Raw genomic sequence first — 24015 nt, forward strand, 5'->3', positions numbered from 1 at the left:
CTCGTGCTGGAGGGCCTGCGCGACGGCGACCTCACCCCGGACACGGCGGTCGGGTTCGGGGGCTGAGGGGCATAGGGGCTCGCCGTCCACCGCCCGGTCAGTCCCGCACCGCCTCCACCACCATGAGCGGGTGCTCGGCGGGGTCGAAGGCCGTGCGGTGCCAGTCTCCGGAGAGCCGTTCCACCCGCAGCCCCGCTGCGGCCAGGTCCGCGCGCACCTGCTCCGCGGAGCGGAACTGCAGGTGCTGGTCCACCTCGGACACCTCCCCGGAGTCGAGGAACTCGGTGCGCACGCGCATCGTCACCACCCCGTGCCGGTCCGGGGCGGAGGTGCGCTCCGACTCGAGGACCCGCCCGGCCGGCATCGTGCGCTCCGTGGGGTCCTGCTGCCAGCCCTCCCACGCGCGCCGGACGGGGTTGCGCGTCTCGAAGACCAGGCGGCCGCCGGGCACGAGCCCCGCACCGATGCGCCGCAGCGACGCGTGCCAGTCGTCGTCGACCAGGTGCATGGCCACGTTGCCGCTCATCACCACCAGGTCGGCGGAGTCCGGCGCGATCAGCCCCGCATCCCCGTGTCGCCACTCGACGCCGTTCCCGCCCGGGCGCGCGCGGGCCGCCGCGAGCATGGCCTCGGCCGGGTCGATCCCGACAACGTCCCGCCCCGGGCCCGCGAGCGTCACCGTCAGGATGCCGGTGCCGCAGCCGAGGTCGACGATGCGGGTGCTGGCCCGCGCGGCCGAGACCTCGTCCGCGACCCGGCGGAAGAACGCGTGGTCCTCGCCCGCGGGGTTGTCCACGTCGTAGATCGCGGCGAGGCGGGCGTCGTCGTAGGTGCGCCGGTTGGCCTCGGCGCGGGAGGGGGCGTCGGTCATGCGCGCAGTCTGTCACCCGGGGCGGGCGCCCCCTGCCGCAGGGCCTGCCCCGCCACGATCAGCAGCATCGCCGCGCCGGCCGCCGCGGCCCCGGCCGGTCCCGCGGCGGGCACGCGGAGCATCGCCGCCAGGGCGCCGACCAGGCCCAGGACCAGCATCGACCCGCCGATCCACCGGAACACCGGCGCGCCGAACGCGCGCGCGAACGGCAGGAAGTGCGCGCCCACCACGGCCGCCACCAGGGCGATCTGCGCCGGGGGCGGCAGGGCGGGCAGGGTCCGGCGGCGGAGCAGGACCGCCGCGAGGGCGAAGACGGCGAGGGCGACCGCCGCACTGCGGAGCATGCTCTGAGCGTCGCCGGGCAACCCGGCGATCCCGGCGAGCAGGAAGGCCATGCCGCCGACCACCCCGATCAGCCCGCCGAAGACCACCGGATGACCCGCCCGGCTGATCCCGCGGACGCGCTGGCCGTCCACGATCTGCCTGTGAGCGTTGCCTGTGTGCACCTGTGTCATCGTTCCCCTCCTGCTGTGTGCGACCGGGGCCATCGTGTCACGGCCGTTAGCCTCCTCCCATGCCCTCCGCCTCGATCGACCACGTGCGGCAGGCCCGCCGCGTCCTGTTCCACGGGGTCACGGGGGCCGGGAAGTCCACCGCGGCCGTGCGGCTCGGCGCTGTGCTCGGCCTGCCGGTCACCCTCGTGGACGAGGAGTTCGGCTGGCTGCCGGGCTGGGTCCCGCGGCCGGAGGCCGAGCAGACCGCCCTGGCGGACTCGGTCACGGCGGGGGAGGCCTGGGTGCTGGACTCCGCCTACGGCTTCTACCGGCCGATGGTCATGAAGCGGACCGACGTCGTCATCGCCCTGGACTACTCGCGGGCCCGGACCTTCACGCGCCTGGTGCGGCGCACGATCCGCCGGGTGGTGGGGCAGGGGGAGATGTGCAACGGCAACCGCGAGTCCTGGCGTCGGGTGCTCGGGGAGGAGTCGATCCTGCGCTGGCACGCCGCCACGTTCGACCGCAAGCGGGCATGGGCCCGGGAGCGGGAGGCCGCGGCGGAGGGGGCGCCGGTGCTGCGCCTGAGCACGCCGCGGCAGTGGGAGTGGGTGCTGGCCCGGCTGGAGGGCAGGCGGCAGGCTCCCTGAAGCACGCTGCTCCTCCGGACCTCACGTCGTGCTCAGGACCGCGTCCTCAGGACACGGTCCTGAGCAGAAGGGGAGGTCCTGCGGCCGCCTCGCCCTTCGTCCCGCGCTCTGACAGGGTGGGGCCATGGACGGGATGGAGCGGGAGAAGGTCTGGCACGTGCGGATCGCCGTCGCGGCGGCGCTCGTGGGATGCGCCGGCGTCGTGTCCGGACTGCGGCACGAGCTGGGGCTGGGATGGGCGGTCGGGCTGCTGACGGCGTGCCTCCTGGGCGTGGCCCTCGCCCTGCGCGACGTGCACCACCGGGTGGACCAGGAGGAGGCGGGGCGTCAGGTGTTCTACGCCGGCCGGGGGAGTACGGCGTGGTTCGCGGTGGTGATGGTGGGGGTCGCGATCGTGCCGGGCATGGTGATCCCCCTGCTCGCGGACGGGGCCGCCACGGCGCTGGGTGTGGGACTCTTCGCCGCCGTGCTGACCGCGGCGGCACACGGCGTGCTCGCGGCCACCACCACCGGGGAGCCGCAGCCCGAGCCGGTCCCGGTGCCGTTGCGCCGCGAGGACGGCTGAGAATCCGCTGCGGAAGTGACCCTTCTGAGGGCGGTGGCGGTCGCCAGAAGGGTCAGTTCCGCAGTGGATTCGGCGACGCCGGAGCACTCAGGAGCACGTCGGGCGCCGGGCGTCGGACGCTCCCGTGGCACCATCGGCTCATGCCCGAGCGCCCCGCCCCCACGCCGCCCGCCGCCACACCCGGCCCCGCCCCTGCCGTCCATGCCGCGGGCTTCGACGAGCTCGACCGGACGACGGCCTACCGCCTCTGGCAGCTGCGGTCGCTGGTGTTCGTCGTCGAGCAGGACTGCCCCTACCTGGACCTGGACGGCCGCGACCTCGAGCCGGCCACCGTCCACCTGTGGGTCGAGGACGAGGCGGGCACGCCCGTCGCCACGCTGCGGCTGCTGGACGACGGCGACGTCGCCCGCATCGGCCGCGTCGTCACCCACCCCGACGCGCGGGGCCGGGCCCTGGCCGGGGCGCTGCTGGACGAGGCGGTCGCCCGGATCGGCGGGCGGCCGAGCGTGCTGGACGCCCAGGCCCACCTGGCGCACTGGTACGCCCGCTGGGGCTACGCGCCGGACGGGCCGGAGTTCCTCGAGGACGGCATCCCGCACGTGCCGATGCGGCGGGCGGGGGCGGGTGCGACGGACGGGCGTCGCGCGCACACCTGAGAATCGACTGCGGAAGTGACCCTTCTGGGGGTGTCAGCGGGCGTCAGAGGGGTCACTTCTGCAGTCGATTCCGGACGTCGCCGCTCGACGTCGCCTGGGTCACCGTCGCCTGCAGCTCCGCGGCCGTCTCTGGATCCGGGGTCACCACAGTGAACCGCTGTCCGTCGTGGGTGGTGAGGACCAGCCCGGCGGGGCCGCCGAGGTCCAGGCGCACGCCGCGGCGGGAGCGGGCCCGCCCCGTCACCGGCCAGTTGATGTAGGCGACGCCCGGGCCGACGTCGTCCTGGACCTCCACCGTGGCCAGTGAGTCCAGGGGCAGCTCGCGGGAGTACAGCGGGGCCCGGAGGCGGAGTACGCCGGCGGCGGGGTCCGCCGCGAGCTCGATGCGGGCGCGCAGGAACGCCACCTGGCTCAGCCACACGACCAGCCCGAGGCTCACCGCGGCGATCACGAGGATGCCCGCCGACCGTAGGGCCTGATCCAGCACGAGCAAGAGGACCAAGGGGAGCGCCGTGACGAACACCAACGCCCACCCCAGCACCGCGTAGCCGGGCGGCGGCTCGACGACGGCGGTGCGCGCCGCCTCGGCCGGCGCGGTGGTCATCGGCGCCGGTCCGGGTCCGACGGGGGCTTCAGCCCGAACCGGACGATGTGGAACGCCAGACCCAGCAGCAAGAGCCCCCAGCCGATGAGTCCTCGCCATTCGAGGTCCGTGAAGGAGAGGACGTAGAGGCCCGCGACGGTGGCGAGCACCGCCGCAAGAGGCCAGTCGGCGGCCGCCATCGCCAGCACCACCAGGAGCACGGCGGCGATCGTCACTGCGGTGTACCGCAGGAACAGGGCGCGGTTGCCGAGCGCCTCCTCGAGTCGTGACTCCGTGCCGGTGTGGACGGGGGTGGTACCGGGGGCGGCCTTGAAGAGGCGGATGTGGCCGTAGGTGAGCGCGGGCGTCCAGCCGGCGGCCCGGAAGAGGTCGAAGTGGTGGTCGTCGGGGTCGGTCTCGTAGGACATGTCGAAGACGACGTCCTCGGGCTCGGCGTCCTCGAAGCGCCAGCCGTGGGCGGCCAGGGAGAACCCGGTCAGCCGCTGGCCGCGGCGGGCCGTGTCTTCGAACCTCGCGAGGTCCTTCTCCGGGGTGAAGGCCGGCCCACTGCTCATGCGTGTGGTGCTCATGTCGTCTCCATGATCTGGTCGGCCATCGCCAGGATTCCGCGCCGGCGCTCGATGTCGCTCATCAGGACGCCGCGTCCCCGGGGGTGAGGCGATGGACGCGTCGGGCGTCGTCGCCGTCGAACTCCTCGATGAACCCGGCATCCCTGAGCTTCTTCAACGTGGTGTGGAGATGCGGATCATCGGGGTCCCGCCACTCCCCGAGAATCATTGAGGGATATATCTCTGAGTGACACTCAGTCATCGACTGCCGGTGGGTGCAAGGGGATGGGGCATCGGATGCCGACCTTGACGCCCCCCCCGGGCGCGACGACGCCCCGGATGCGCGCGGCACCCGGGGCGTCGTCGGTGGGACGAGGTGGTCGGTCAGTGGCCGTAGCCGCCCTCGTCGTTCTCCTCGGTCTCCTTCTCGGACTGCTCGGCCTTGGCCGCGAGGCCGTCGACCTCGGCGGGCGCCTGCTGCGCGGCCTGGTCCTGGTCGCCGGGGGCGTCGGAGTTCTTCGTCTCGGGGATCTGCTGATCAGCCATGGGTGCCCTCCTCAGGCGTGGTGGGAGGGGCGCCGGGTGAGCGCCCCCTGTCCGACGGCGCCCGGGGTGGGGTGGGCCGACGTCGTCGCAAGTCAACCAAGGGTCAGGCCGACACGCCCACCCCTGGCCCTCCTGCCGGAGGCCCCCGGGTCAGTCCTTGCCGGGCAGCAGGTCGCGGGCGGTCTCGGCGGCGCGCTGGAGCAGGGAGTCGTCCCCGCCGCCGGCCCAGGAGGGGTCGTGGGGCATCGGGCCCATCGGATCGGCCGCGTCCGGGTCGGGTCCACCGCTGCACCTCGTTGCGCGACTTGGCTCGCGGGTAGTAGCGCATGACCTCCGCGTCTCCGAGGAGCCGGCACATGTCGTCGAGGTCAGCGTCGGTCATGCACCGGAACGTGAGTCGATCGGTGGGTTGCGGGATCACCCGACGACCTTACCGACGGCACTGAGCCGTGCCGCGGTCTGCCGCGCTCACCCCACGAAGACGCAGAAGGGGTGGCCGGCCGGGTCCGCGAACACGTACAGGGGCTCGTCCTCGTCGTCGGAGCGGTCCTGGACGAGGCGCCCGCCCAGGCGCAGGGCGTGGCCGTGGGCCGCGTCGAGGGAATCGCGGTCCGGCACGGTGAAATCCAGGTGCAGCTGCATCGGCACCTCGGGTGACGGCCACGTGCTGGGCTTCAGTTCCTCGGTGCGCTGGAATGTCAGGACGCGGCGGCCGTCGTCGTCCAGCAGCACGAGCCAGTCCGCGCTGTCCGGCTCGCGGCCGTCCGCGAGCTCGTCGCCCGCGCGGTAGTGGAGGCCGAGGAGCTCGCGGTAGAACTCCGCGACGGAACGGATGTCGACGGCGTCGATCACCGGCTGCTGGAGCACGGGGCGGCTGACCATGGCCACACATTAAGCGACCTCGGCGTCCGCGTCAGCGTCTCGGCCTCAGTCGACGTCGTCGCGCCCCGCATCCACCCACCGCGCGGCCGGCACGACGGCGGCCAGCGAGACCACGGCCAGGACCTGCCACCCCGCGAGCGCCCAGCCGACCCCGAGCGTCGCCCCGAGCGCACCTCCCGCGAGGGTCGCCAGCGGCACGGAGCCCCGGGTGAGGGTGCGGCGCATCGCGGTGACCCGCCCGAGCGTGCCCTCGGGGCAGGCGCGGGCGGTCACGGCGGCCTGGGTGATGTTCCCGAGCAGGACCATGAACCCCCAGAGGGCCGCGCCGGCCAGCAGCCACGGCCCGGCATGAGCGCGGTCGACGTAGGCCAGCAGGTGCAGCCCCACGGCCACGGCGCAGCCGACCGAGCCGAGGAGGATGCACCGGCGCTCGCCCAGGCGGTCGATGGCCCGGCCCGCCAGGGACGAGGCCGCCAGTGCCCCGACCGCGCCCGCGGTGATCTGGACGCCCAGGAACTCCGGCCCGAGCCGCAGGTCGGTCAGGATCCAGACCGCCTCGACCGGGGCGAAGAGGGCCATGCCCACATTGGCGGCCACCGACCCCATCGTCAGCAGCCACAGGACCGGGGTGCGCCGCAGGACCGTCCACCCCTCCGCGGCGTCCTTCCCGAACCGGGCCCAGCGGGAGAGGACGTCCGCGACGCCGGGGTCCCCGTCGTCGTCCGGGACGTCCGCCGCGGCGGAGGGCCGCAACCGCACCCGGAGCGCGACGATCGCCGCCGCGAAGAGGAACGCCGTCGCGATGCCGAGCACGGGCCCTGCGCCCAGCGACCCGACGAGGACGCCCGCCGCGGCGGGCACGATCAACACGAGGGCGGCGTCGGCGGACTCGAGCCGCGCCGTCAGGCGGGCGACGGCGGTGGCCGGCACGACGCGCGGCACGAGCGCGGTCTGGGTGGTCTCGGCCAGCACCGTGAGCACGCCCAGCAGGGCCATGACGGCGGCGAGGTGACCGAACGTGAGCGCGTCGAGCGCCCACGCCACGACGAGCGAGCCGAGCACCGCCGCCTTGGCGAGGCCGGTGGCCGCGAGCAGCCGCGGGCTGAGGTGTCGGTCCACCACGATGCCGATGGGCACGCCGAGCAGGAGGAATCCCAACCCGGAGAGCGTCATCAGCACGCCCATGCCGTCGGCGCGCACGCCGAGCAGGAGCACCGCCAGGACATCCAGGGCGACGTCCGAGGCGGACCGGCCACCCGCGTCGAGGGCGTTGGAGGCGACCAGCCACCGCGCCCGTCCTTCCGGCGGCGGGGGCGTCCCAGTGTCAGGGGTGCGGGGGGCAGGCGTCTGGCGACGCGGGTCCGTGCTCACCGCCACACGTGGAGCAGGTAGCCGTAGCTCAGTGACGTCGCTGCGGGGTGCTCGGCGAGCCACGCGTCGGCGACCCCTCGCTCGAACTCCAGCCGCAGGACGGCCTCGAGGTCGGCGCGGGAGTCGAAGGTCCACGAGCTCATGACCTCACGGGTCTCGGCCCCGACGCCGGCCCACCACTCGCGGGCGTACGTGTCCTGGCCCTGCGCCGCGGCGTTCGTGCTCGCCCGCAGCAGCTCGGCGAACTGGCCGCGCTCGGTGTCGTTGTCGATCACCACGAGCGCGCCGCCGGGCCGCAGCACCCGGGCGACCTCGTCCAGGCCGGGTCGGACGTCCCAGTGCGGGTGCGGGAAGAAGTACGCGAACCGGGCATGCACGACGTCGACGCTCGCCTCCGGCAGCGGGATCCGCGCGGCCGAGCCGTACAGCACGCGCGCCCCGCCGGGGCGGGCGCGGGCGGCCCCCAGCAGGCGCACGTCCGGCTCGACGGCGATCGTCTCGGCCGCGTCGGCGTAGCGGGGCAGCCAGAAGCCGGTGCCCGCACCGAGGTCGAGCAGCGTCCGCCCGGCCCAGGGCGCCGCCTCCTGCAGCGCCGCCCAGAGGGCGCCCTCACGGTCCATGGCCGCGTTCTCGATCTCGTACAGCGCCGGGTCCACGCCCTGGTTGCCCGAGGGCCGGAAGTCGGGCAGGTCCATGGCCGGTCCGCCCGGTGTGCTCTGCGTCATGCCCGGGAGTCTGACACACCCCCCCTCCACGCCGGTCCGTCACACGGGTCTGCCTCGGCCCGCCGCGCCCCGGAGAGGCTCCGGCCGGTCCTGGATGGCGCGGGGGCGGCTCATATGACGCGCGAGCCGGCCGCCCGCTGGACTCTCGGCGGCCCACCGCGTGGGATGGGCTCACCACCCATCCAGAGCGGCTGAGAGATCTGGCTCGACGACGCCGCAGCAACCCGCCCGCCGGACTCGGACCCCCGGGAACGGCAGGCCCGGTGCTACCGCCAGGACCGATGGAGGAGAGCAGATGCCCCGTCATGCCACACAGCAAGTCCACGCCGGCTACGAGCCCGCCGCGCCCCACCGGCCGGTCGTCCCGCCCATCCACCAGACCACGGCGTTCCGTTTCCCGGACCACGCCACAGCGGCATCGATGTTCCGGCTCGAGACCCCCGGCTTCACCTACAGCCGCACGGGCAACCCGACCGTCGCGGTGTTCGAGAACCGCCTCGCCGCGCTGGAGGGCGGCATCGGCGCGATCGCCACGGCCACCGGCCAGGCCGCCGTCGCGCTGTCCCTGCTGGCGCTGCTGCAGGGCGGCAAGCACCTGGTCGCCTCCAGCCAGCTCTACGGCGGCACCGTCGACCTGCTGACGGACACGTTCGCGGACTTCGGCATCGAGGTCACCTTCGCGGACCCGGCGGACCCGCCCGCGTGGGCCGCCGCGGTCCGGCCCGACACCCGCGCGTTCTTCCTCGAGGCCATCACCAACCCGCTCGCCACCCTCCCGGACCTGCCCGCGCTCGCGGACCTCGCCCACGCGGCCGGCGTGCCCGTGGTGGTGGACAGCACCCTCGCGACGCCGGCCCTCTACCGGCCGCTGGAGCACGGCGCCGACGTCGTCGTGCACTCGGCCACCAAGTTCCTCGGCGGGCACGGCGCGGTGCTCGGCGGCGCGATCGTGGACGGCGGCACGTTCGACCACGGCGCGGCGCCGGATCGGTGGCCGCAGCTGGCCCGGCCCAAGGCCCGCTACGGCGGGCAGACGCTGGTCGAGCGGCACGGCCGCGGCGCCTACCTGACGCTGGCCCGCAGCAAGTTCCTGCACGACCTCGGCCCCACCCTCGCCCCCGCGAGCGCGGCGCAGTTCATCCAGGGGCTCGAGACGCTCGACCTGCGCGTGGCCCGCCACACCGCCACCGCGCTGGCCGTGGCCGAACACCTGGCCGGGCACCCCGCGGTCGCGCGGGTGCACCACCCCGGCGTGGCCGGGCATCCCAGCGCGGCGCTGGCCGCCCGTGACTTCCCGGACGGCGTCGGCTCGGTGTTCTCCTTCGACCTGGCCTGCGGCCCCGAGGCCGTGGCCCCGTTCCTCGACGCGCTCGAGCTGTTCCAGCTGGTGGTCAACGTCGGCGACGCCCGGTCCCTCGTCTCCCACCCGGCGACCATGACGCACTGTCGTCTGACGCGGCAGCAGCGCGAGGCCGCCGGGATCGCCGAGACCACCGTCCGGCTCTCCATCGGGCTGGAGTGTCCCGACGACCTGATCGCGGACCTGGACCGCGCCCTGGCCGTGGTGACCGCCGCCGGGCCGGCCGCCCCCGCCACCACGCCCGCCGTCCCCGAGAACGCCGCCGTCACCCAGGAGGTGCGCTGAGATGACCGCCGTCCACCACACCACCCGCTCCGTGTCCCGTCCCACCGTCCGCGGCTTCACCACCACCGCCGTGCACGCCGGCCAGGAGCCCGACCCGCTGACCGGCGCCGTGGTGCCGCCGATCTACCAGACCAGCACCTTCGTACAGGACGGCATCAACGTGCTGCGCGCCGGGCATGAGTACAGCCGCGGCTCCAACCCGACCCGGAACGGCTTCGAGACCCAGCTCGCCGCCCTCGAGCACGGCGACCGGGCGTTCGCGTTCGCCTCCGGGCTCGCCGCCGAGGACGCCCTCCTGCGGGCCGTGCTGCGCCCCGGCGACCACATCGTGCTGGGCGGCGACGGCTACGGCGGCACCCACCGCCTCATCACCACCGTCCTCGAGCCGTGGGGCGTGTCCAACACCCCCGTGGACATCACCGACCCGACGGCGGTCGCCGCGGCCGTCCGCCCCGGCCGCACCGCGCTGCTGTGGGTGGAGACGCCGTCCAACCCGCTGCTCGGCATCGCGGACCTGGCCGCCTGGGCGCAGATCGCCCACGACGCCGGCGCGCTGCTGGTCGTGGACAACACGTTCGCCTCGCCCTACCTCCAGCGGCCCCTCGACCTCGGCGCGGACGTGGTGGTGCACTCCACCACCAAGTACATCGGCGGGCACTCGGACGTGCTCGGCGGCGCCGTGGTGGTGGCCGACCGCGAGTTCCGCGGCCGGGCGCTGGCCGAGGCCGTGGCCTACCAGCAGTTCGCCGCCGGCGCGGTCGCCGGCCCGCAGGACTCCTACCTCGCCGCCCGCGGCCTCAAGACGCTCGGCCTGCGCATGGACCGGCACGGCGCCAACGCCGCCGCGCTCGCGGGCTGGCTGCAGGGCCGCCCCGAGGTCGCCCAGGTCTTCTACCCCGGGCTGCCCGACCACCCGGGCCACGAGCTCGCCGCGCGGCAGATGGACGGCTTCGGCGGCATCGTCTCCGTCCGGTTGGCCGGGGGAGAGGCCGCGGCCCGCGCGTTCGCCGAGGCCACCGAGCTGTTCGCGCTCTCGGTCAGCCTCGGCGGGGTCGAATCGCTGCTCTGCTACTCCTCCGAGATGACCCACGCCTCCGTGCGGGGCACGCCCCTGGCCGTCCCCACGGACCTGGTCCGGCTCTCCGTCGGCATCGAGGACGTGGCCGACCTGCAGGCGGACCTCGAGGCCGGCCTCGAGTGCGCCGCACGCGTCGCCGCCGGCCGCGGGGCGCCGTCGTCCGCGGTGCCCCGTCCCGCCCCCGCCCACCACCGCACCACCCGCGCCCGCACCCCGGAGAGGACCCGATGAGCCACGCCACCCTTGTCCCGAGCACCGCGCCCGCCCGCGTGGACGACCTGACGTTCAGCATCCACACCACGCCGTTCGACGAGGACTACACGCCCGCCGCCAGCACGCGCGCCACCACGAACTTCGCGAACCTCGCCCGCGGTGCGGACCGGCGGGAGAACCTGCGCGCCGCCCTGGCCATGATCGACGGGCGCCTCAACGATCTCGCCCCCTGGGACAACCCGGAGCGGGACCGCTACACGGCACGGATCGAGATCGTCTCGATCGACGTGCACTTCACCGCCGACGACGGCGCGGATGTCGACTTCCCGCTCATGGAGATGCTCGACGTGCGGGTGGTCGAGCGTGCGACGGGCGCTGTGCTCGGCCGCAGTGTGGGGAACAACTTCTCCTCCTACGTCCGCGACCACGACTTCTCCGTGGTGCTGCCCGCGCACGCGGCGACGTCGCCGGGGACCGAGGAGCCCGACGGCTTCGGCGACCTGCACGGGCGGCTGTTCCAGCACCTGCTCGACTCGCAGGCGTACCGGGAGCGGTTCCCGCAGCCGCCCGTGATCTGCATCAGCGTGTCCACGAGCCGCACCTACCGGCGGCTGACGAACGAGCACCCGGTGCTCGGGGTCGAATACCGCCAGGACGAAGCCTCCCGCACGGACCGCTACTTCGGCCGGATGGGCCTGGGGATCCGGTGCTTCCTGCCGCGCGGGGCCGTGGCGCCGCTGGCGTTCTACTCGCGGGGCGACCTGCTCAACGACCACGCGAACCTCTCCCTGGCCGGGCTGATCGCCACCATGGAGACCTTCCAGCGGATCTACCGGCCGGAGATCTACAACGCGAACGCCGGGGCCGGCGAGGTGTACCGGCCGCGCCTGGACCACGGCGACTTCTCGCAGACCCGGATCGCCTACGACCGCGAGGAGCGGGCCCGCCTCGGCCGGGAGCAGGGGGAGTACACGCAGGAGCACTTCGTGGGCCCGCACCGCGACCTGCTGGAGCGCTGGGCCGCCGCCCACGCCGCACGAGACACCGAGGAGACCCGATGACCACCCTGATCCCCACCGCCCTCGTCGGCAGCCTGCCGAAGCCCGGCTGGCTCGCCGAGGAGGAGACGCTCTGGTCGCCCTGGAAGCTCGAGGGGGAGCAGCTGCGCGAGGGCCAGCTCGACGCGCTCGCCCTCGCCGTGGCCGACCAGGAGCGCGCGGGCGTCGACATCGTCTGCGACGGCGAGCAGACCCGCCAGCACTTCGTCACCACGTTCATCGAGCACCTCGGCGGCGTGGACTTCGACCGGCGTGAGACGGTGCGGATCCGCGACCGGTACGACGCGAGCGTGCCGACCGTCGTCGGGGAGGTGGGCCGACCGGCGCCGGTGTTCGTGGACGACGCGAAGGCCCTGCGCGCGCGGACGGACCGGCCCATCAAGTGGACCCTGCCCGGGCCGATGACCATGATCGACACCCTCGCCGACCGCCACTACGGCAGCCGCGAGAAGCTCGCGTGGGAGTTCGCGCGCATCCTCAACGAGGAGGCGCGGGAGCTGGCGGCGGTGGGCGTCGACGTCGTGCAGTTCGACGAACCCGCGTTCAACGTGTTCTTCGACGACGTCCGCGACTGGGGCGTGGCGACGCTCGAGCGTGCGGCCGAGGGCCTGACGTGTGAGACGGCCGTGCACATCTGCTACGGCTACGGGATCAAGGCGAACAACGACTGGAAGGCCACGCTCGGGGAGGAGTGGCGCCAGTACGAGACGTCGTTCCCCCTGCTGCGCGAGTCCACGATCGACACGATCGCCCTGGAGCGGCACCACTCCCGGGTGCCGGCGGAGCTCATCGGCCTGCTGCGCGGCAAGAAGGTGATGGTCGGCGCGATCGACGTGGCGAGCGACGAGATCGAGACGCCCGAGGAGGTCGCGGCGACCCTCCGGGAGACCCTCGAGTTCGTGGACGCGGACAAGCTGATCGCGAGCACCAACTGCGGCATGGCGCCGCTGGCTCGCTCGGTGGCGCGGGACAAGACGGCGGCGCTCGTGGCCGGCGCGCGGATCCTCCGGGAGGAGCTGGGCGGGGAGTGAGGGGGCCTGGTGGCCTTGCCTGGCCGGCAGGGCCCCGTCAGGATCGTCTGCATGGATCCTGATGCGAGCCCCCGTGTCCGGCTCATCGCTGACGATCCCCGGCCGGGCAGTCGTCCCGCGACGTCGACCGAGGGGCCCCACCGACAGCTTGATCAGCGATCATCGCCGGAGCTGTGGGGCCGTCTGGTCGCTGCGGTGTTCGCCCTCGACGGCGTCGAGGAGGGCCACAGCACCGTCTCGCCAGCAACGTCGCGCGCCGTCCACTTGACAGGCCGGCCGGAGGAGCGCACCCCGGAGGTCAACCTCTCACCAGGCCGGCGCTGGGAGCCGGTGCACCTGCATGGGGTGGACGACACGTCAGTGCACCTCGTCCTGGCGCCCGAGCGCGGCGTCCGTCTGGACGAGCTCGGATGGCTCGAACCGCATGGCTACGCGGACTTCGGCACGGAGTGGATGCTCTACGGTCCGCGGGACGAGGCAGAGCTGGCCGTCGTCGTCGGGATCATCGAGGAGTCGCTCGCCTACGCGCGCGGTTGACGCAGCGCCCCGGAGCGGGGAAGCGGACGCGAGAGGAAACTGCGAATTTTTCGTTTTCGCGGGTAGTCTTGTTCCATGACTGCGACGGTGAATGACAAGCACACGGTGCTGCCGCCGACGGACCTCGAGGAGATGCTCGACGTCGGCAGGTTCCTCGACGGCCTGACGCAGCCGGCCGCCCTGGTCGGCCCTGATGGGCAGAAGGTCCCCCTGCCGCCAGAGGCTTTCAACGTCCTGCGGGACGTCGTCGAGGCGATGCGGGTGGGCAAGGCCATCACGGTGGCACCCGTCGACCAGCTGCTCACGACGCAGGAGGCGGCGAACTTCCTCGGCATCAGTCGTCCCACGCTGGTGAGGCTGCTCGAGGAGGGCGCGTTGCCGTACGAGAGGACGACCGGTGGTCGGCACCGACGCATCCGGCTCCAAGACGTCGTGTCCTATCAGCAGCGGAAGCGCGGGGAGCGGCGTGCCTCGCTGAGCGACCTCGTAGGGGAGGCTTCGTCTGCGGGGCTCTACGACCAGAAGGCGGAGTCCTACCGCGAGGCGTTGCCTCAGGCTCGCGCCGACCTCCGGGGTGAGCGCGGGTAGTGGCTCGTGCCGGAGGCGCGCTCCGGCGTCTGCCTGCTCATCCCCACACGCCGGACCCGGCGATGAGCCGGACCGCGAGCACCGCCATGACCACCGCGATCACCACGTCCACCACGCGCCACGCCTTCGGGTCGGCGAGCACCCGGGCCAGCAGGCGCGCGCCGTAGCCGAGCGCGGTGAACCACAGGACCGAGGCGGCGACGGCGCCGGCGGCGAAGACCCACCGCGCGTCGGGACCGTGCTGGTTGGCGAGGCTGCCCAGCAGCACCACGGTGTCCAGGTAGACGTGCGGGTTGAGCCAGGTCAGTGCGAGCGTGGTGGCGACGACCGAGCCCGCGGTCCGCGGCGCCTGCTCGGCCACGAGCCCCTGCGGGCGCAGCGCGGCACGCAGGGAGGAGACCGCGAACCAGAGCAGGTACAGCGCACCGCCCCAGCGCAGCACCTCGAGCAGCCACGGCACGGCCTGCACGAGCGCGCCCACCCCGGCGGTCCCGGCCAGGATCAGCACGGCGTCCGAGGCCATGCACACCAGCACGACGGCGCCCACATGCTCCCGGCGCACGCCCTGGCGGAGCACGAAGGCGTTCTGGGCGCCGATGGCGACGATGAGGGCGAGTCCGGTGAGCAGGCCGGTGCCGGCGAGGGTCCACATGGGTGAGGACGCTAGGGCCCGGCCGGGCCTGAGCCAAACGAAGAGAACTGCAGGTGCCTAAGCTCTGCTTCATGAACCTGGATCAGCTGCAGGCGCTGCGTGCGATCGTGGACGAGGGCTCGTTCGAGGCGGCCGCGTATGAGCTCGGCGTCAGCGCCTCCGCGGTCAGCCAGCGCATCCGCGCCCTGGAACGGGAGGTGGGCCAGGTGCTGCTCCGGCGCGGCACACCCTGCGAGCCGACCGAGGCCGGCGTCGGCCTGGTGTGCGTGGCCCGGCACATGCGGGTGCTCGAACAGGAGGCGTGGGCCGGGCTGGGCCGCACGGCGGCCGGGCGCAGCGTCACCTCCCTGGCCGTGCCCGCCGACGTGCTGGGCACGTGGTTCGGGCCCGTCCTGGCGGAGGCCGCCGACTGGGAGGACACGGTCCTCGACCTGCACGTCGAGGACCAGGACCACAGCGCCCGGCTGCTGCGCCGGGGCGAGGTGCTGGCCGCCGTCACCACGGAGCCGCAGCCGGTGCAGGGGTGCGCGGCGGGGCCGCTGGGGAGCATGCGCTACGTCCCACTCGCCTCGCCCGCCCTGCTCGCCCGGCATGCGGCGGACGACGTCGTCGACCTCGGCGCGATGCCCATGATGCGCTACAACGCGAAGGACGACCTGCAGCGCCTCGCGCTGAGCGGCGCCGGGCTGGACATCGCCCCGCCCACGCACCTGGCGCCGTCGTTCGACGGGTTCCACCGGTCCGTCCGGGCCGGCCTGGGGTGGGGGATGCTCGTGGACGCCCAGGCCGTCGAGGACGTGCGCGCCGGCCGGCTGGTCCGCGTGCCCGGGCTCGACGACGTCCTCGTGCCCCTGTACTGGCAGGCGGCCACACTGCCCGTGACGCGCCTGGTGCGGCTCACGCGGGCGGTGCGGGAGGCGGCCCAGCGGACGCTCGAACGGGGGTGAGGCGGCGCCGCGGGTCGCGGGCCGTCAGCGACGTCGCAGGGGTGCCGGCGCCTCCATGGACGCCTCGACCAGCACGGGCCGGAAGCCCAGCGCCTCGTTGACGTCGAGCATGTGCCGGTTCTCCTCGGCGTTCCACGTGATGATCGCGCGGGCCTCGGGCAGCGCGTCGCGCACGGCGATGAGGTTCGCCGCCTTCACGCGCATGCCGAGGCGGTGGCCGCGGTGCTCGGGCAGCACGATGGTGTCCCACTGGTCGATGAGACCGTCCGGGCGCGAGCGGGGCGCCACCAGCTCGCTCAGGGCGACGATCCGACCGGTGGCACGGTGCCGCGCCACCGCGCGGAAGAGCCGCCCGGTCGTCAGGATCTGCTCGTCCATGCGACGCACGCGGGCCGCATCCCAGACCTGCTCCACCACGGTGCGTTCCCCGGACGGCACGTCCGTGGCCATGCGGGCTTTGAGGACGGCGAGGTCGTCCTGCAGGGACGCGTCGGCCGCGCCCTCCCAGGCGTGGAGCTCGTAGTCCGACGAGACGCGTTCGGCCTCGGCCAGGGCGACGGCGGGGTCGATCCCCGGATCGGCGAAGTCATACCGGCTCACCCGCTCGGTCTGGACGAGCGCGAAGCCGTAGGACTGGGCGAGACGCACACCCGGATGCTCGGCGGGCGCCGCGCCGACGCCGTTGGGCGGGGTGAGCGCCCGTTGCCCGGCCACCGGCCGCGGCGTCAGCGGCCAGGTCTCGAAACGCGTGAGGCCGGCAGTGTCCAGGACGAGTCGCTCGGCCAGCGCGCGGCCGTGGCCGCGTCCGCGGTGCCGCGGGTGGACGTAGACGTTGAGGGCGGCCGCGTCAGGGTCGTCGACGTGGTTGATCAGGACGCGGGCGTAGCCGACCGCCTCGCCGTCGACGTACGCCAGGTAGCGGCGCTGCGTGTGGTCGGTCTCGGCGGCGGCCTGGATGAGCGCGTCCGTGGGGGTCTCATCCCACTCGGTCGTGCCGATCAGCTCGTGGTTGTACTCGTCTCCGAGGCGGCAGTAGGCCCGCCAGTGGGGGTCGTCCGACGAGGCGGGCAGGGGGAATTCGATGATGTCAGGCATGCGGTGACTGCTTTCTGCAGAAAGGGGTGGGCGCAGAGGCACCCGTCGAGCCGTGCTCGAGACGGGCGCGCGGGGAGGACCGGTGGTGGGTCGTCGGATCCACGGGGTCACTGCTGCTGCATCATGGGGTGAACTGTGTCACGACGCGGATCGGGGGGCAAGGGCTTTTGCCGGAGAGATGCAGGCAGATTCCACCTGATGCGCGGGGAACTCTTCGCAGGTCGGGCGGGATCCGGTCGGAGTGAAAACTGGGTGTCCAGGTGGGCGCCCCCGCGGGCCCCAGGGATCGCCCGAAACGTACGGGCGGCTGCCGCTCTAGCGGGTTGGTTGTGGCGGGCCGTGCGGCGGGGGGCAGGGCCGGAGGTGGCGCACACGGCGCATGGCAGGGCCCCTCGTCACTAACGACCGAATCTGCCTAATCGACGGGCTGGAATCCAAGTTTCTGGTAGATCCCCATGGCCGCCTCGGAGGTGCCCTCGCCGAAGCGCAGACTCAGGGCGGGGTCGCCGGCGGCGGAGCAGACGTCGACGGCGTGCTGCACCAGGGCGCGCCCGACCCCCTTCCCGCGCGCGGCGGGATCGGTGAAGAGGTCAATGATGAACGGCCCCGCGAGGTCCGCGTCCCAGATCGAGTGGGTGACCACCATGATCGCCCCGGCCAGGCGGCCGTCCACCCACGCCGAGGCGCTCGCGTCGGCGCGCAGCTCCCCGTAGTCGCCGCGGAAGGTCGCCTCCATCTCCTCCCGCGCTTCGGCCAGGTCGGAGGCGGCGACGTCGGGTGGGTAGCTCATCAGATAGCACTGGGCCAGATCGTCGGCCATCCCAACGTCCAACCCTCGAAAGTCGAGTCCTCCAGGGAGCTGGTCAGCAGGGTAGAGCTGCGGCAAGTGAAGAGTCAGAAGGTCAGTGGGCACAGTTGTTCCTCTCGTGATGGTGGGGTGTTCAGCGCGATGCCGTCAGAGAGTGAACATGGCTAGGAAGATAGCAGTGCAGAGGCGCAGTGGAGATAGGGCGAGACGCTCGGAGTGTGAGGGGCTGGTCTCGTGCTCGTGGAAGCGCAGCCACAAACGACCGGTTGTACCGCGTGCCGCTGGGAGTCACCTACCCGCCGCATCCGCAGGCGGAGGATGGCGAAAGCGCTCACCCCCCGAGTGGTGCTGGCGTCCATGGCGTGGGTGGTGACCGAGGCAGTTCTGGCGTGGGTCAGCTCTACGCGGGTCGGTCAGACCCGCGTAGCGTGGATGGTGTCCGGCGTGGAGCCCCTTGGGCCTTCGCGCGTCTGACCCGATCGAGGGAGTCTCTCGTGTACATCCACAAGCAGAAGCTTCAGCACGTCTCCAGCCCCGAGAAGCCTGACGCGGTCTACGCCCGCAAGCTGCAGGAGGTGATCGGCGGGCAGTACGGCGAGATCACCGTGGCCATGCAGTACAGCTTCCAAGCATGGAACGCCCACATCCCGGGCAAGTACCGGGACCTGCTCTTCAGCACGGCGGCCGAGGAGTTCGGTCACGTCGAGATGCTCGCCACTATGGTGGCCCAGCTGCTGGAGAAGGCCCCGGTGGGGATCACCACCGACGCCATCCAGGATGACCCGGCCGTGGCCGCCGTCATCGGGGGCACCGACCTGCAGCAGGCCATCGTGGCCGGTGCCGGTGCTCGCCCCGTGGACAGCATGGGGAATCCGTGGACCGCAGCGTATGTCACGGCCAGCGGCAACCTGCTGGCCGACATGACCGCCAACCTCAACGCCGAGATGCAGGGCCGCACCCAGGTGGCCCGGCTCTACCACATGACCGATGACCCGGGCATCCGGGAGCTGCTCTCCTTCCTGCTGGCCCGGGACACGATGCACCAGAACCAGTGGGCGGCGGCTGTGAAGGAGCTGCAGGAGGACGGCCTGGAGGAGATGCCGGTGCCGAGCAACTTCCCGCAGAAGAAGGAGGCCACGGAGCACTCGTACACGCACTATGAGTTCTCTGACGGTCAGGCCACTGCGGAGGGTTCGTGGGCTGCAGGCCCCACCCCGGACGGCAAGGGCGAGTTCTCCTACTCGTCCGAGCCGCCGGCGGGGGTCCCCATGCCCCCGCCCACCCACCCGGACTCCCGTTTCTACGGGACCACGGAGGTGCCCAACCGCCTCGAGAAGCTGGCGGGCACGGTGCAGGACAAGCTGCACCGCGAGTAACCCGACCTTCCCGATGAGGGAGTGCACGGGCCCGTCTGCCCCGGCAGGCGGGCCCGTGCCGTCTGTCCCTGTAAGAGGCCGCATCTCCCTGGCATGGATTGTGACGAGAATGCGTCTCACCACTCTTGAGGGGCTGCGGGCGCTTCGGACAGGGCTGAGGGGCGCGCGTGTGGCTTCGTTCGCTTGGTGGCGGGGTTTTTGCAGCGCTCCGTGGCGGTCTTGTTGCCGCGATCACGCAGGACTGGCTGCAGGTAGGTGTCGCGGTCTGAACCGAGAGGGGTGCGCCCGGTCGGGGCCGTTTGGATCGCTGCCGCTACGTCAGAGTCCGAAGGCTCCGCCGCTGACGAGGATCACGATGCCGAGGCCGATGAGAACGATGGGGAAGAGGATGTTCTCCCAGCGTTCGAGCACTTCGGCGATCGGGGGGCGGGTGGCGACGAACTTTGCCAGGGCCACCAGGACCGCGACGAGCGCGAGGAAGACGATGCAGTAGGCGACTACTGCGAGAGGTTCCACGCTGAGGAAGACAGGTGTGTAGACGCCGATGTTGTCGCCGCCGTTGGCAAGGGTGACGCCTGCGACTGTCCACACGCCGACCTTCTTGCCGGCAACCTTGGCCTCGTCGTCATCGTCGTCATCGTCTCCGCGCCAGGCCTGCCATGCGGCCCAGAGGCCGAGGCCCAGAGGGATGAGGCCGAAGTACGGGATGGCTGCCGGGGGCAGGAATGCTCCGGCGCCGATGGTCACCAGGACCGCGGCACCGAGGATGCCGGCGAATCCGAGGTACTGGCCGGCCAGAATGCGGGCGGTAGTGCCGCGCTGGCCTGCCCCTCGCGCGAAGAAGAGGGAGAGCACGATGATGTCGTCGATGTTGGTCGCTGCGAACAGGCCCATCGCCTGCAAGACCGAGGTGAGGCTCATGCGCCCTCCCCAGCTGCGTCGCATCCGGGAAGCGAGCAGGCGGGATCGATGCACGGAGCACTCTCATCCACCGCGAGGGTGACCTCGACCAGAGCAGTCAGCGCCCGCGCCAGGTGTGCATCGGCGATCTCGTATCGGGTCTGGCGGCCCTCGGCCACGGCGACCGCGATCCCGCAGTCCCGCAAGCACGCCAGGTGGTTCGACACGTTCGACCGGGTCAGCCCCAAGTCTCGCGCTAGTTCGGCCGGGTACGCCGGCCGTTCCAGCAAGGTCATCAGGATCCGCGACCGGGTGGGGTCGGCCATCGCTCGGCCCAACCGGTTCATCACATCAACACGAGAGGCGATAGTCAGCATTCACTGAACTATACAGTATGAGCTGAACTTACAGTGTCGCCTCGTAAAGCTATACCCCAGCGGGGCGGCACAGAACGTCGTGCCGTCCCGCTGTTTGCTCATCGGCCGACGGGGAGCTCGATCAGTTGCGGGCTGCTGCAGCAGGCGTCGCCGGCTGTGGCTGGGGCGTCGCAGCCGCCGCCGAGGTCGGTGGTGCATACGCCGGTCTCGGGTAGTTCGAGGTGGACTGCGTCGGCTGCTTTGCGGTCGCCGGCCAGGGCTGCTGCGATGGAGCGGACCTGTTCGTAGCCGGTGGCCATGAGGAAGGTGGGGGCGCGGCCGTAGCTCTTCATCCCCACGATGTAGAAGTTCGTCTCCGGGTGGGCGAGGACTCGCTCACCGTGAGGCTCGACGGATCCGCAGGAGTGGAACTCGGGATCGATCAGCGGCTCCAGCTGGGACGGTGCTTCGACGGCCGGGTCCAGGGCCAGGCGGAGTTCGGAGAGCATTCCGAGATCAGGGCGGAACCCGGTGGCGGGCACCAGCACATCGACGCTCACTTCTCGCTCCCCGTCCGGGGTCACAGCGTGGACGGTCAACGTGTCGTCGGCTCTGAAGCGAGTGATGGTGAAGGAGGTGAGGACCGCGATGCGTCCGGAGTCGACCAGCTGGCGCAGTCGCGAGCCGAGCGCTCCTCGGGCTGCGAGTTCGTCCTGGTCGCCGCCCCCGTAGACGCGGGTGAGGTCTGCGGTGCGAGCGGCCCACATGATGGTGGTGTCGGCCTCCAGGTCCGCGAGGTCCAGCAGGGTATTGGCGGCTGAGTGGCCGGCACCGGTCACCATGACTCGCTTGCCGGCGAAGCGGTCACGGTCGCGGCCCTGCACGTCAGGCAGCGGCGCGGTGATGTGGCCCGCGGCGCGGGCCTGCTGCTCGCCGGGAGCAAGGAGCCCGGCCTGTCCGAGGGGGTTGGGCGTGGACCAGGTGCCGGAGGCGTCGATGACCGCGGAGGCGAGCACGTCTTCGCTGTGCCCGTCGGTGGTCTGGATCCGGACGAGGAAGGGGGTCTCCTCGCGGCGTGCGGTGCGGGTCTTGTCGATGCCGGCGCGGGAGACGGCGGTGACCCGCGCCCCGTAGCGGATCGACTCGGCGAGCTGGGGAAGCTGCGCGAGCGGTTCGAGGTAATGCTCGCGCAGTTCGTGACCGGTCGGGAGAACGTCGGCGTCGGGTGCGGTCCAGCCGGCAGCTTCGAGGAGACGCTGTGCGGCGGCGTCGAGGTTGTACTGCCACGGCGAGAAGAGCCGCGTGTGCCCCCACTCGGCGATCGCGGCTCCTGCCGCGGTCCCGGCCTCGAGGATCAGGAACGGCAGGCCGCGCTCAGAGAGGTGGGCAGCGGCGGCAAGGCCGATGGGGCCAGCGCCGATGACGACAATGGGATGTGAGTTCGTTGCGGTGGTCAAGATGATGAGTCTCCTTGCTGCGGGGCGGTCAGTTCGCGGTGCCGGTGAGGTCGGTCAGGAGCTTGCGGACGTGGGTGTCGATGTCGTCGCGGACCAAGCGCATCCGCTCCATCCCTTCGATGCCGCGCTGAGAGGGCTCATCGGTGTGCCAGGTCGTGACCGGCGCGGTCATGCCCTCGACGGGTTTGATGACGGCTTCGTCGCCGATGACGATCACGTGGTCGACGCTTCGCAGCAGCTCGGGGGTGACCGGCTGCGGGACGGCGGAGGACATGTCCGCGCCGACCTCGGCGATCGCCTCCGCGGACTGGGCGTTGATGGCGGTGCCCGGGCGGGTGCCGGCGGAATGCACGTCGACCTCATCCCCGGCGTGATGGCGCATGAGGGCGGCGGCCATCTGGGACTTGCCGCCGTTCTTCACGCAGACGAACAGGACTGAAGGGCGCTTCGTGGTCATGGCGAGGGGATCCTTCTGTGGGGTCATCGGGTGGGGGCGGTGGTGTCGCCGGGGAACAGGCGCCGCCCCATAGCGAGGGCGACGTAGACGAGGGCGACGAGGACGGGGACTTCGATCAGCGGGCCGACGACGCCGGCGAGGGCCTGGCCGGAGGTGACTCCGAAGGTGCCGATGGCGACGGCGATGGCGAGCTCGAAGTTGTTGCCCGAGGCCGTGAACGCGACGGTCGTGGACTTCGCGTAGTCGAGGCCGATCGCGCGGCCGAGCAGGAAGGACCCCAGGAACATGACGACGAAGTAGACCAGCAGCGGCAGGGCGATGCGGGCCACGTCCCCCGGTGCGGAGATGATCGCGTCGCCCTGGAGGGCGAACAGCAGCACGATGGTGAACAGCAGCCCGTACAGCGCCCAGGGGCCGATCTTCGGGAGGAACCGCTCCTCGTACCAGGTCCGACCCTTGGCTCGCTCACCGAGGATGCGGGTCAGGAACCCTGCGACCAGCGGGATCCCGAGGAAGATCAGCACGCTGAGGACGATCGCGCCGATCGAGAACTCGGCCGACGTGGTCGGCAGCCCCAGCCAGGATGGCAGCGCCTGGAGGTAGAACCAGCCCAGGGCACCGAAGGCGATCACCTGGAAGACGGAGTTGATCGCGACCAGCACCGCGGCTGCTTCTCGGTCACCGCAGGCGAGGTCGTTCCAGATGAGGACCATCGCGATGCAGCGTGCGAGTCCGACGATGATCAGGCCGGTGCGGTACTCTGGAAGGTCGGCCAGGAAGATCCAGGCCAGGGCGAACATGAGTGCCGGGCCGACGATCCAGTTCAGCACCAGCGAGGTCACCAGCAGGCGTCGGTCCGCGCCGATGCGCCGGGTCTCGTCGTAGCGGACCTTCGCCAGGACCGGGTACATCATCACCAACAGTCCGATCGCAATGGGCAGGGACACGGATCCGATCTTCACCGCCTCCAGCGCGGTGTTCAGGCCGGGGATGAACCGTCCCAGCAGGAGACCCACTGCCATGGCGGCCAGGATCCACACCGGGAGCCAGCGATCGAGGAAGGACATCTCCTTCATCACGCGGGGCTGCTCCACATCCTTGGTGGTCGTACTCATCGGGCTTCGACACCTTCCATCGACGGATATCGATGCGAACGCTATGCTTCACATCGATGACTGTCAATGTAAGGTGGGGGCATGTCCACGACGACCGCGATCACAGCTGCCGGGCTCGAGACGATGAACGGCCCTGAGGAGTGCTGCACGCTCTCAGCGGGGCCCGTCGACAGCGTCGAGGCCGAGAGGATCGCGTCCTTGCTCAAGGCGCTTTCCGACCCGACCCGTCTCCGGCTTCTGTCCCATGTCGCTGCTCAGGGCTGCAATTCGGTCTGCGCCTGTGATCTCACCGAGCCGCTGGGCATCAGCCAGCCGACCGTGAGTCACCACATGAAGAAGCTCGTCGACGCTGGCCTGCTCACGCGCGAGCAGAAGGGCCGCTGGGCGCACTACTCCGTCGTGCCGTCGGCCTTCGCCGAGCTCCGTTCCTTCCTCGACATCGCCTGAACCCCCACCGCCGACTTTGGAGATCCTCCTGACCGCACGGCCCAGTGTCCAGGTCTTCTGCGTCCACAACGCCGGTCGCTCGCAGTCCGGTTAGCCGGCGACGCGTTGGTCCGCTGCCACCGCCGGGTCCAGCAGGACCTGCATGGCCACCGCGGCCGCACGGGCGACCCGCTCTACTCCGCCCGTCGAACCCTGCACGCCGGAACCGGGTTGCTCACCGACAAGCAGAGGGCCCGGCTCGAGGCCACTTGGGGGACCTGCCAGCGGATGATCAGCGCCTACCTGTAGGAGGTCATGACGTTGTTGACTCGGGTCGGTGCCAGTGAGGCCGGAGGAGCGTCTC

The 24015-nt window shown here is 72.1% G+C and carries 29 protein-coding genes, 2 pseudogenes and 1 riboswitch; of the genes and pseudogenes, 13 read left to right on the forward strand and 18 right to left on the reverse strand.

The features are described from left to right. Positions 1-97 precede the first annotated feature (97 nt). On the reverse strand, positions 98-871 hold the full coding sequence (locus tag NR072_RS07305) for a bifunctional 2-polyprenyl-6-hydroxyphenol methylase/3-demethylubiquinol 3-O-methyltransferase UbiG (RefSeq protein WP_163721635.1): 774 nt from the start codon (positions 869-871) through the stop codon (positions 98-100). Then, positions 868-1386, reverse strand: a complete 519-nt coding sequence (locus NR072_RS07310; protein WP_163721637.1) for a hypothetical protein — start codon at positions 1384-1386, stop codon at positions 868-870. The genes NR072_RS07305 and NR072_RS07310 overlap by 4 nt, the downstream gene beginning before the upstream one ends. A gap of 59 nt (positions 1387-1445) precedes the next feature. On the opposite strand from NR072_RS07310, the gene NR072_RS07315 reads away from it, so the two are divergent. From NR072_RS07315 to NR072_RS07325, 3 genes are all read left to right on the forward strand, one after another. Beyond that, positions 1446-2015: an adenylate kinase gene (locus NR072_RS07315; protein ID WP_049145716.1), complete on the forward strand. Its 570-nt coding sequence runs from the start codon at positions 1446-1448 to the stop codon at positions 2013-2015. Between the two features lie 124 nt (positions 2016-2139). Continuing rightward, positions 2140-2580 carry a hypothetical protein gene (locus NR072_RS07320; RefSeq protein ID WP_010080019.1) on the forward strand — a complete coding sequence of 147 codons (441 nt, stop codon included), beginning with the start codon at positions 2140-2142 and terminating at the stop codon, positions 2578-2580. A gap of 140 nt (positions 2581-2720) precedes the next feature. Further along, on the forward strand, positions 2721-3236 hold the full coding sequence (locus tag NR072_RS07325) for a GNAT family N-acetyltransferase (protein ID WP_049145708.1): 516 nt from the start codon (positions 2721-2723) through the stop codon (positions 3234-3236). Positions 3237-3288: 52 nt separating this feature from the next. Here the strand turns inward: NR072_RS07325 and NR072_RS07330 are convergent, their stop codons facing one another. From NR072_RS07330 to NR072_RS07365, 8 genes and pseudogenes are all read right to left on the reverse strand, one after another. Continuing rightward, positions 3289-3840 carry a hypothetical protein gene (locus tag NR072_RS07330; RefSeq protein WP_225348748.1) on the reverse strand — a complete coding sequence of 184 codons (552 nt, stop codon included), beginning with the start codon at positions 3838-3840 and terminating at the stop codon, positions 3289-3291. Next, positions 3837-4409, reverse strand: a complete 573-nt coding sequence (locus NR072_RS07335) for a DUF2812 domain-containing protein (RefSeq protein ID WP_049145701.1) — start codon at positions 4407-4409, stop codon at positions 3837-3839. Before NR072_RS07335 ends, NR072_RS07330 begins: the two co-directional genes overlap by 4 nt. A gap of 61 nt (positions 4410-4470) precedes the next feature. After that, a complete protein-coding gene (locus tag NR072_RS07340) occupies positions 4471-4650 on the reverse strand; it encodes a hypothetical protein (RefSeq protein WP_158184041.1) in 180 nt (59 codons plus the stop codon). A gap of 122 nt (positions 4651-4772) precedes the next feature. Further along, complete coding sequence (locus NR072_RS07345) at positions 4773-4934, reverse strand: hypothetical protein (protein ID WP_153239435.1); 162 nt, start codon at positions 4932-4934, stop codon at positions 4773-4775. A 286-nt stretch (positions 4935-5220) separates the two neighbouring features. Next, positions 5221-5355: pseudogene (locus NR072_RS07350) on the reverse strand (GNAT family N-acetyltransferase); the annotation flags it as partial. Between the two features lie 47 nt (positions 5356-5402). Next, positions 5403-5816 carry a VOC family protein gene (locus NR072_RS07355; RefSeq protein ID WP_060973468.1) on the reverse strand — a complete coding sequence of 138 codons (414 nt, stop codon included), beginning with the start codon at positions 5814-5816 and terminating at the stop codon, positions 5403-5405. Between the two features lie 45 nt (positions 5817-5861). Beyond that, positions 5862-7187, reverse strand: coding sequence for an MFS transporter (locus NR072_RS07360; RefSeq protein WP_225348747.1), 1326 nt, complete (start codon positions 7185-7187; stop codon positions 5862-5864). Then, complete coding sequence (locus NR072_RS07365; protein ID WP_098094169.1) at positions 7184-7912, reverse strand: class I SAM-dependent methyltransferase; 729 nt, start codon at positions 7910-7912, stop codon at positions 7184-7186. The genes NR072_RS07360 and NR072_RS07365 overlap by 4 nt, the downstream gene beginning before the upstream one ends. 175 nt (positions 7913-8087) lie before the next feature. Further along, a riboswitch (SAM riboswitch) is annotated at positions 8088-8200 on the forward strand. A gap of 7 nt (positions 8201-8207) precedes the next feature. On the opposite strand from NR072_RS07365, the gene NR072_RS07370 reads away from it, so the two are divergent. The 6 genes from NR072_RS07370 to NR072_RS07395 all read left to right on the forward strand — a co-directional run bounded on the left by NR072_RS07370 (position 8208) and on the right by NR072_RS07395 (position 14062). After that, positions 8208-9557, forward strand: a complete 1350-nt coding sequence (locus tag NR072_RS07370; RefSeq protein WP_225348746.1) for an O-acetylhomoserine aminocarboxypropyltransferase/cysteine synthase family protein — start codon at positions 8208-8210, stop codon at positions 9555-9557. Position 9558: 1 nt separating this feature from the next. Then, entirely contained in the window at positions 9559-10866 is a 1308-nt protein-coding gene (locus NR072_RS07375) for a cystathionine gamma-synthase (RefSeq protein WP_225348745.1), read from the forward strand. After that, positions 10863-11909: a DUF1852 domain-containing protein gene (locus NR072_RS07380; RefSeq protein WP_256836662.1), complete on the forward strand. Its 1047-nt coding sequence runs from the start codon at positions 10863-10865 to the stop codon at positions 11907-11909. Before NR072_RS07375 ends, NR072_RS07380 begins: the two co-directional genes overlap by 4 nt. Beyond that, positions 11906-12937 carry a methionine synthase gene (locus tag NR072_RS07385; RefSeq protein WP_020626564.1) on the forward strand — a complete coding sequence of 344 codons (1032 nt, stop codon included), beginning with the start codon at positions 11906-11908 and terminating at the stop codon, positions 12935-12937. Before NR072_RS07380 ends, NR072_RS07385 begins: the two co-directional genes overlap by 4 nt. A gap of 195 nt (positions 12938-13132) precedes the next feature. Next, the gene (locus NR072_RS07390; protein WP_373021527.1) at positions 13133-13474 is read left to right on the forward strand and encodes a hypothetical protein; all 342 of its coding nucleotides are present in this window, start codon (positions 13133-13135) and stop codon (positions 13472-13474) included. Between the two features lie 75 nt (positions 13475-13549). Continuing rightward, positions 13550-14062: a helix-turn-helix domain-containing protein gene (locus NR072_RS07395; RefSeq protein WP_256836664.1), complete on the forward strand. Its 513-nt coding sequence runs from the start codon at positions 13550-13552 to the stop codon at positions 14060-14062. A gap of 37 nt (positions 14063-14099) precedes the next feature. On the opposite strand, the gene lysE is transcribed toward NR072_RS07395, so the two are convergent. After that, on the reverse strand, positions 14100-14714 hold the full coding sequence (gene lysE, locus NR072_RS07400) for an L-lysine exporter (RefSeq protein ID WP_060973796.1): 615 nt from the start codon (positions 14712-14714) through the stop codon (positions 14100-14102). 71 nt (positions 14715-14785) lie between these two features. Here lysE and NR072_RS07405 point away from each other — a divergent pair, with 71 nt between their 5' ends. Then, positions 14786-15661 (forward strand): ArgP/LysG family DNA-binding transcriptional regulator, encoded by an 876-nt coding sequence (locus NR072_RS07405; protein ID WP_255843347.1) that lies wholly within the window; start codon positions 14786-14788, stop codon positions 15659-15661. Positions 15662-15685: 24 nt separating this feature from the next. Here the strand turns inward: NR072_RS07405 and NR072_RS07410 are convergent, their stop codons facing one another. Together NR072_RS07410 and NR072_RS07415 are read right to left on the reverse strand one after the other, a co-directional pair. Beyond that, positions 15686-16756: a GNAT family N-acetyltransferase gene (locus NR072_RS07410; RefSeq protein WP_256836667.1), complete on the reverse strand. Its 1071-nt coding sequence runs from the start codon at positions 16754-16756 to the stop codon at positions 15686-15688. Between the two features lie 415 nt (positions 16757-17171). Next, entirely contained in the window at positions 17172-17576 is a 405-nt protein-coding gene (locus NR072_RS07415; protein ID WP_148244930.1) for a GNAT family N-acetyltransferase, read from the reverse strand. Positions 17577-18058: 482 nt separating this feature from the next. Here NR072_RS07415 and NR072_RS07420 point away from each other — a divergent pair, with 482 nt between their 5' ends. Beyond that, positions 18059-18940 carry a manganese catalase family protein gene (locus NR072_RS07420; RefSeq protein ID WP_119217726.1) on the forward strand — a complete coding sequence of 294 codons (882 nt, stop codon included), beginning with the start codon at positions 18059-18061 and terminating at the stop codon, positions 18938-18940. A 318-nt stretch (positions 18941-19258) separates the two neighbouring features. Here NR072_RS07420 and NR072_RS07425 read toward each other — a convergent pair whose 3' ends face one another. The 5 genes from NR072_RS07425 to arsB form a co-directional block, all read right to left on the reverse strand. Continuing rightward, the gene (locus NR072_RS07425; RefSeq protein ID WP_036341590.1) at positions 19259-19861 is read right to left on the reverse strand and encodes a cadmium resistance transporter; all 603 of its coding nucleotides are present in this window, start codon (positions 19859-19861) and stop codon (positions 19259-19261) included. Next, positions 19858-20217 carry a helix-turn-helix transcriptional regulator gene (locus tag NR072_RS07430; protein ID WP_010080053.1) on the reverse strand — a complete coding sequence of 120 codons (360 nt, stop codon included), beginning with the start codon at positions 20215-20217 and terminating at the stop codon, positions 19858-19860. Before NR072_RS07430 ends, NR072_RS07425 begins: the two co-directional genes overlap by 4 nt. 98 nt (positions 20218-20315) lie before the next feature. Further along, the gene (locus tag NR072_RS07435; protein WP_163721771.1) at positions 20316-21653 is read right to left on the reverse strand and encodes an FAD-dependent oxidoreductase; all 1338 of its coding nucleotides are present in this window, start codon (positions 21651-21653) and stop codon (positions 20316-20318) included. A gap of 28 nt (positions 21654-21681) precedes the next feature. Next, entirely contained in the window at positions 21682-22110 is a 429-nt protein-coding gene (locus NR072_RS07440) for a low molecular weight phosphatase family protein (RefSeq protein WP_002855764.1), read from the reverse strand. Positions 22111-22133: 23 nt separating this feature from the next. Beyond that, positions 22134-23225, reverse strand: a complete 1092-nt coding sequence (gene arsB / locus NR072_RS07445) for an ACR3 family arsenite efflux transporter (protein ID WP_036381392.1) — start codon at positions 23223-23225, stop codon at positions 22134-22136. Positions 23226-23306: 81 nt separating this feature from the next. On the opposite strand from arsB, the gene NR072_RS07450 reads away from it, so the two are divergent. Both NR072_RS07450 and NR072_RS07455 read left to right on the forward strand, forming a co-directional pair. Continuing rightward, on the forward strand, positions 23307-23672 hold the full coding sequence (locus NR072_RS07450) for a helix-turn-helix transcriptional regulator (protein WP_010080056.1): 366 nt from the start codon (positions 23307-23309) through the stop codon (positions 23670-23672). Between the two features lie 84 nt (positions 23673-23756). Further along, positions 23757-23954: pseudogene (locus NR072_RS07455) on the forward strand (ISL3 family transposase); the annotation flags it as partial. Between the last annotated feature and the right edge of the window lie 61 nt (positions 23955-24015).

Origin of the sequence: Micrococcus sp. Mcc89 (assembly GCF_024519795.1) — a bacterium.
Taxonomy (GTDB): Bacteria; Actinomycetota; Actinomycetes; order Actinomycetales; family Micrococcaceae; genus Micrococcus; species Micrococcus luteus.

Bases quoted from the DNA above. Each gene is read 5' to 3' on its own strand.
- NR072_RS07305 (WP_163721635.1), bottom strand. From the start codon at position 871: ATGACCGACGCCCCCTCCCGCGCCGAGGCCAACCGGCGCACCTACGAC.
- NR072_RS07345 (WP_153239435.1), bottom strand. From the start codon at position 4,934: ATGGCTGATCAGCAGATCCCCGAGACGAAGAACTCCGACGCCCCCGGC.
- NR072_RS07370 (WP_225348746.1), top strand. From the start codon at position 8,208: ATGCCCCGTCATGCCACACAGCAAGTCCACGCCGGCTACGAGCCCGCC.
- NR072_RS07450 (WP_010080056.1), top strand. From the start codon at position 23,307: ATGTCCACGACGACCGCGATCACAGCTGCCGGGCTCGAGACGATGAAC.
- NR072_RS07385 (WP_020626564.1), top strand. From the start codon at position 11,906: ATGACCACCCTGATCCCCACCGCCCTCGTCGGCAGCCTGCCGAAGCCC.
- NR072_RS07335 (WP_049145701.1), bottom strand. From the start codon at position 4,409: ATGAGCACCACACGCATGAGCAGTGGGCCGGCCTTCACCCCGGAGAAG.
- NR072_RS07310 (WP_163721637.1), bottom strand. From the start codon at position 1,386: ATGACACAGGTGCACACAGGCAACGCTCACAGGCAGATCGTGGACGGC.
- NR072_RS07410 (WP_256836667.1), bottom strand. From the start codon at position 16,756: ATGCCTGACATCATCGAATTCCCCCTGCCCGCCTCGTCGGACGACCCC.
- NR072_RS07405 (WP_255843347.1), top strand. From the start codon at position 14,786: ATGAACCTGGATCAGCTGCAGGCGCTGCGTGCGATCGTGGACGAGGGC.
- NR072_RS07355 (WP_060973468.1), bottom strand. From the start codon at position 5,816: ATGGTCAGCCGCCCCGTGCTCCAGCAGCCGGTGATCGACGCCGTCGAC.
- NR072_RS07425 (WP_036341590.1), bottom strand. From the start codon at position 19,861: ATGAGCCTCACCTCGGTCTTGCAGGCGATGGGCCTGTTCGCAGCGACC.
- NR072_RS07430 (WP_010080053.1), bottom strand. From the start codon at position 20,217: ATGCTGACTATCGCCTCTCGTGTTGATGTGATGAACCGGTTGGGCCGA.
- NR072_RS07440 (WP_002855764.1), bottom strand. From the start codon at position 22,110: ATGACCACGAAGCGCCCTTCAGTCCTGTTCGTCTGCGTGAAGAACGGC.
- NR072_RS07365 (WP_098094169.1), bottom strand. From the start codon at position 7,912: ATGACGCAGAGCACACCGGGCGGACCGGCCATGGACCTGCCCGACTTC.
- lysE (WP_060973796.1), bottom strand. From the start codon at position 14,714: ATGTGGACCCTCGCCGGCACCGGCCTGCTCACCGGACTCGCCCTCATC.
- NR072_RS07315 (WP_049145716.1), top strand. From the start codon at position 1,446: ATGCCCTCCGCCTCGATCGACCACGTGCGGCAGGCCCGCCGCGTCCTG.
- NR072_RS07330 (WP_225348748.1), bottom strand. From the start codon at position 3,840: ATGACCACCGCGCCGGCCGAGGCGGCGCGCACCGCCGTCGTCGAGCCG.
- arsB (WP_036381392.1), bottom strand. From the start codon at position 23,225: ATGAGTACGACCACCAAGGATGTGGAGCAGCCCCGCGTGATGAAGGAG.
- NR072_RS07395 (WP_256836664.1), top strand. From the start codon at position 13,550: ATGACTGCGACGGTGAATGACAAGCACACGGTGCTGCCGCCGACGGAC.
- NR072_RS07375 (WP_225348745.1), top strand. From the start codon at position 9,559: ATGACCGCCGTCCACCACACCACCCGCTCCGTGTCCCGTCCCACCGTC.
- NR072_RS07340 (WP_158184041.1), bottom strand. From the start codon at position 4,650: ATGACTGAGTGTCACTCAGAGATATATCCCTCAATGATTCTCGGGGAG.
- NR072_RS07325 (WP_049145708.1), top strand. From the start codon at position 2,721: ATGCCCGAGCGCCCCGCCCCCACGCCGCCCGCCGCCACACCCGGCCCC.
- NR072_RS07380 (WP_256836662.1), top strand. From the start codon at position 10,863: ATGAGCCACGCCACCCTTGTCCCGAGCACCGCGCCCGCCCGCGTGGAC.
- NR072_RS07320 (WP_010080019.1), top strand. From the start codon at position 2,140: ATGGACGGGATGGAGCGGGAGAAGGTCTGGCACGTGCGGATCGCCGTC.
- NR072_RS07415 (WP_148244930.1), bottom strand. From the start codon at position 17,576: ATGGCCGACGATCTGGCCCAGTGCTATCTGATGAGCTACCCACCCGAC.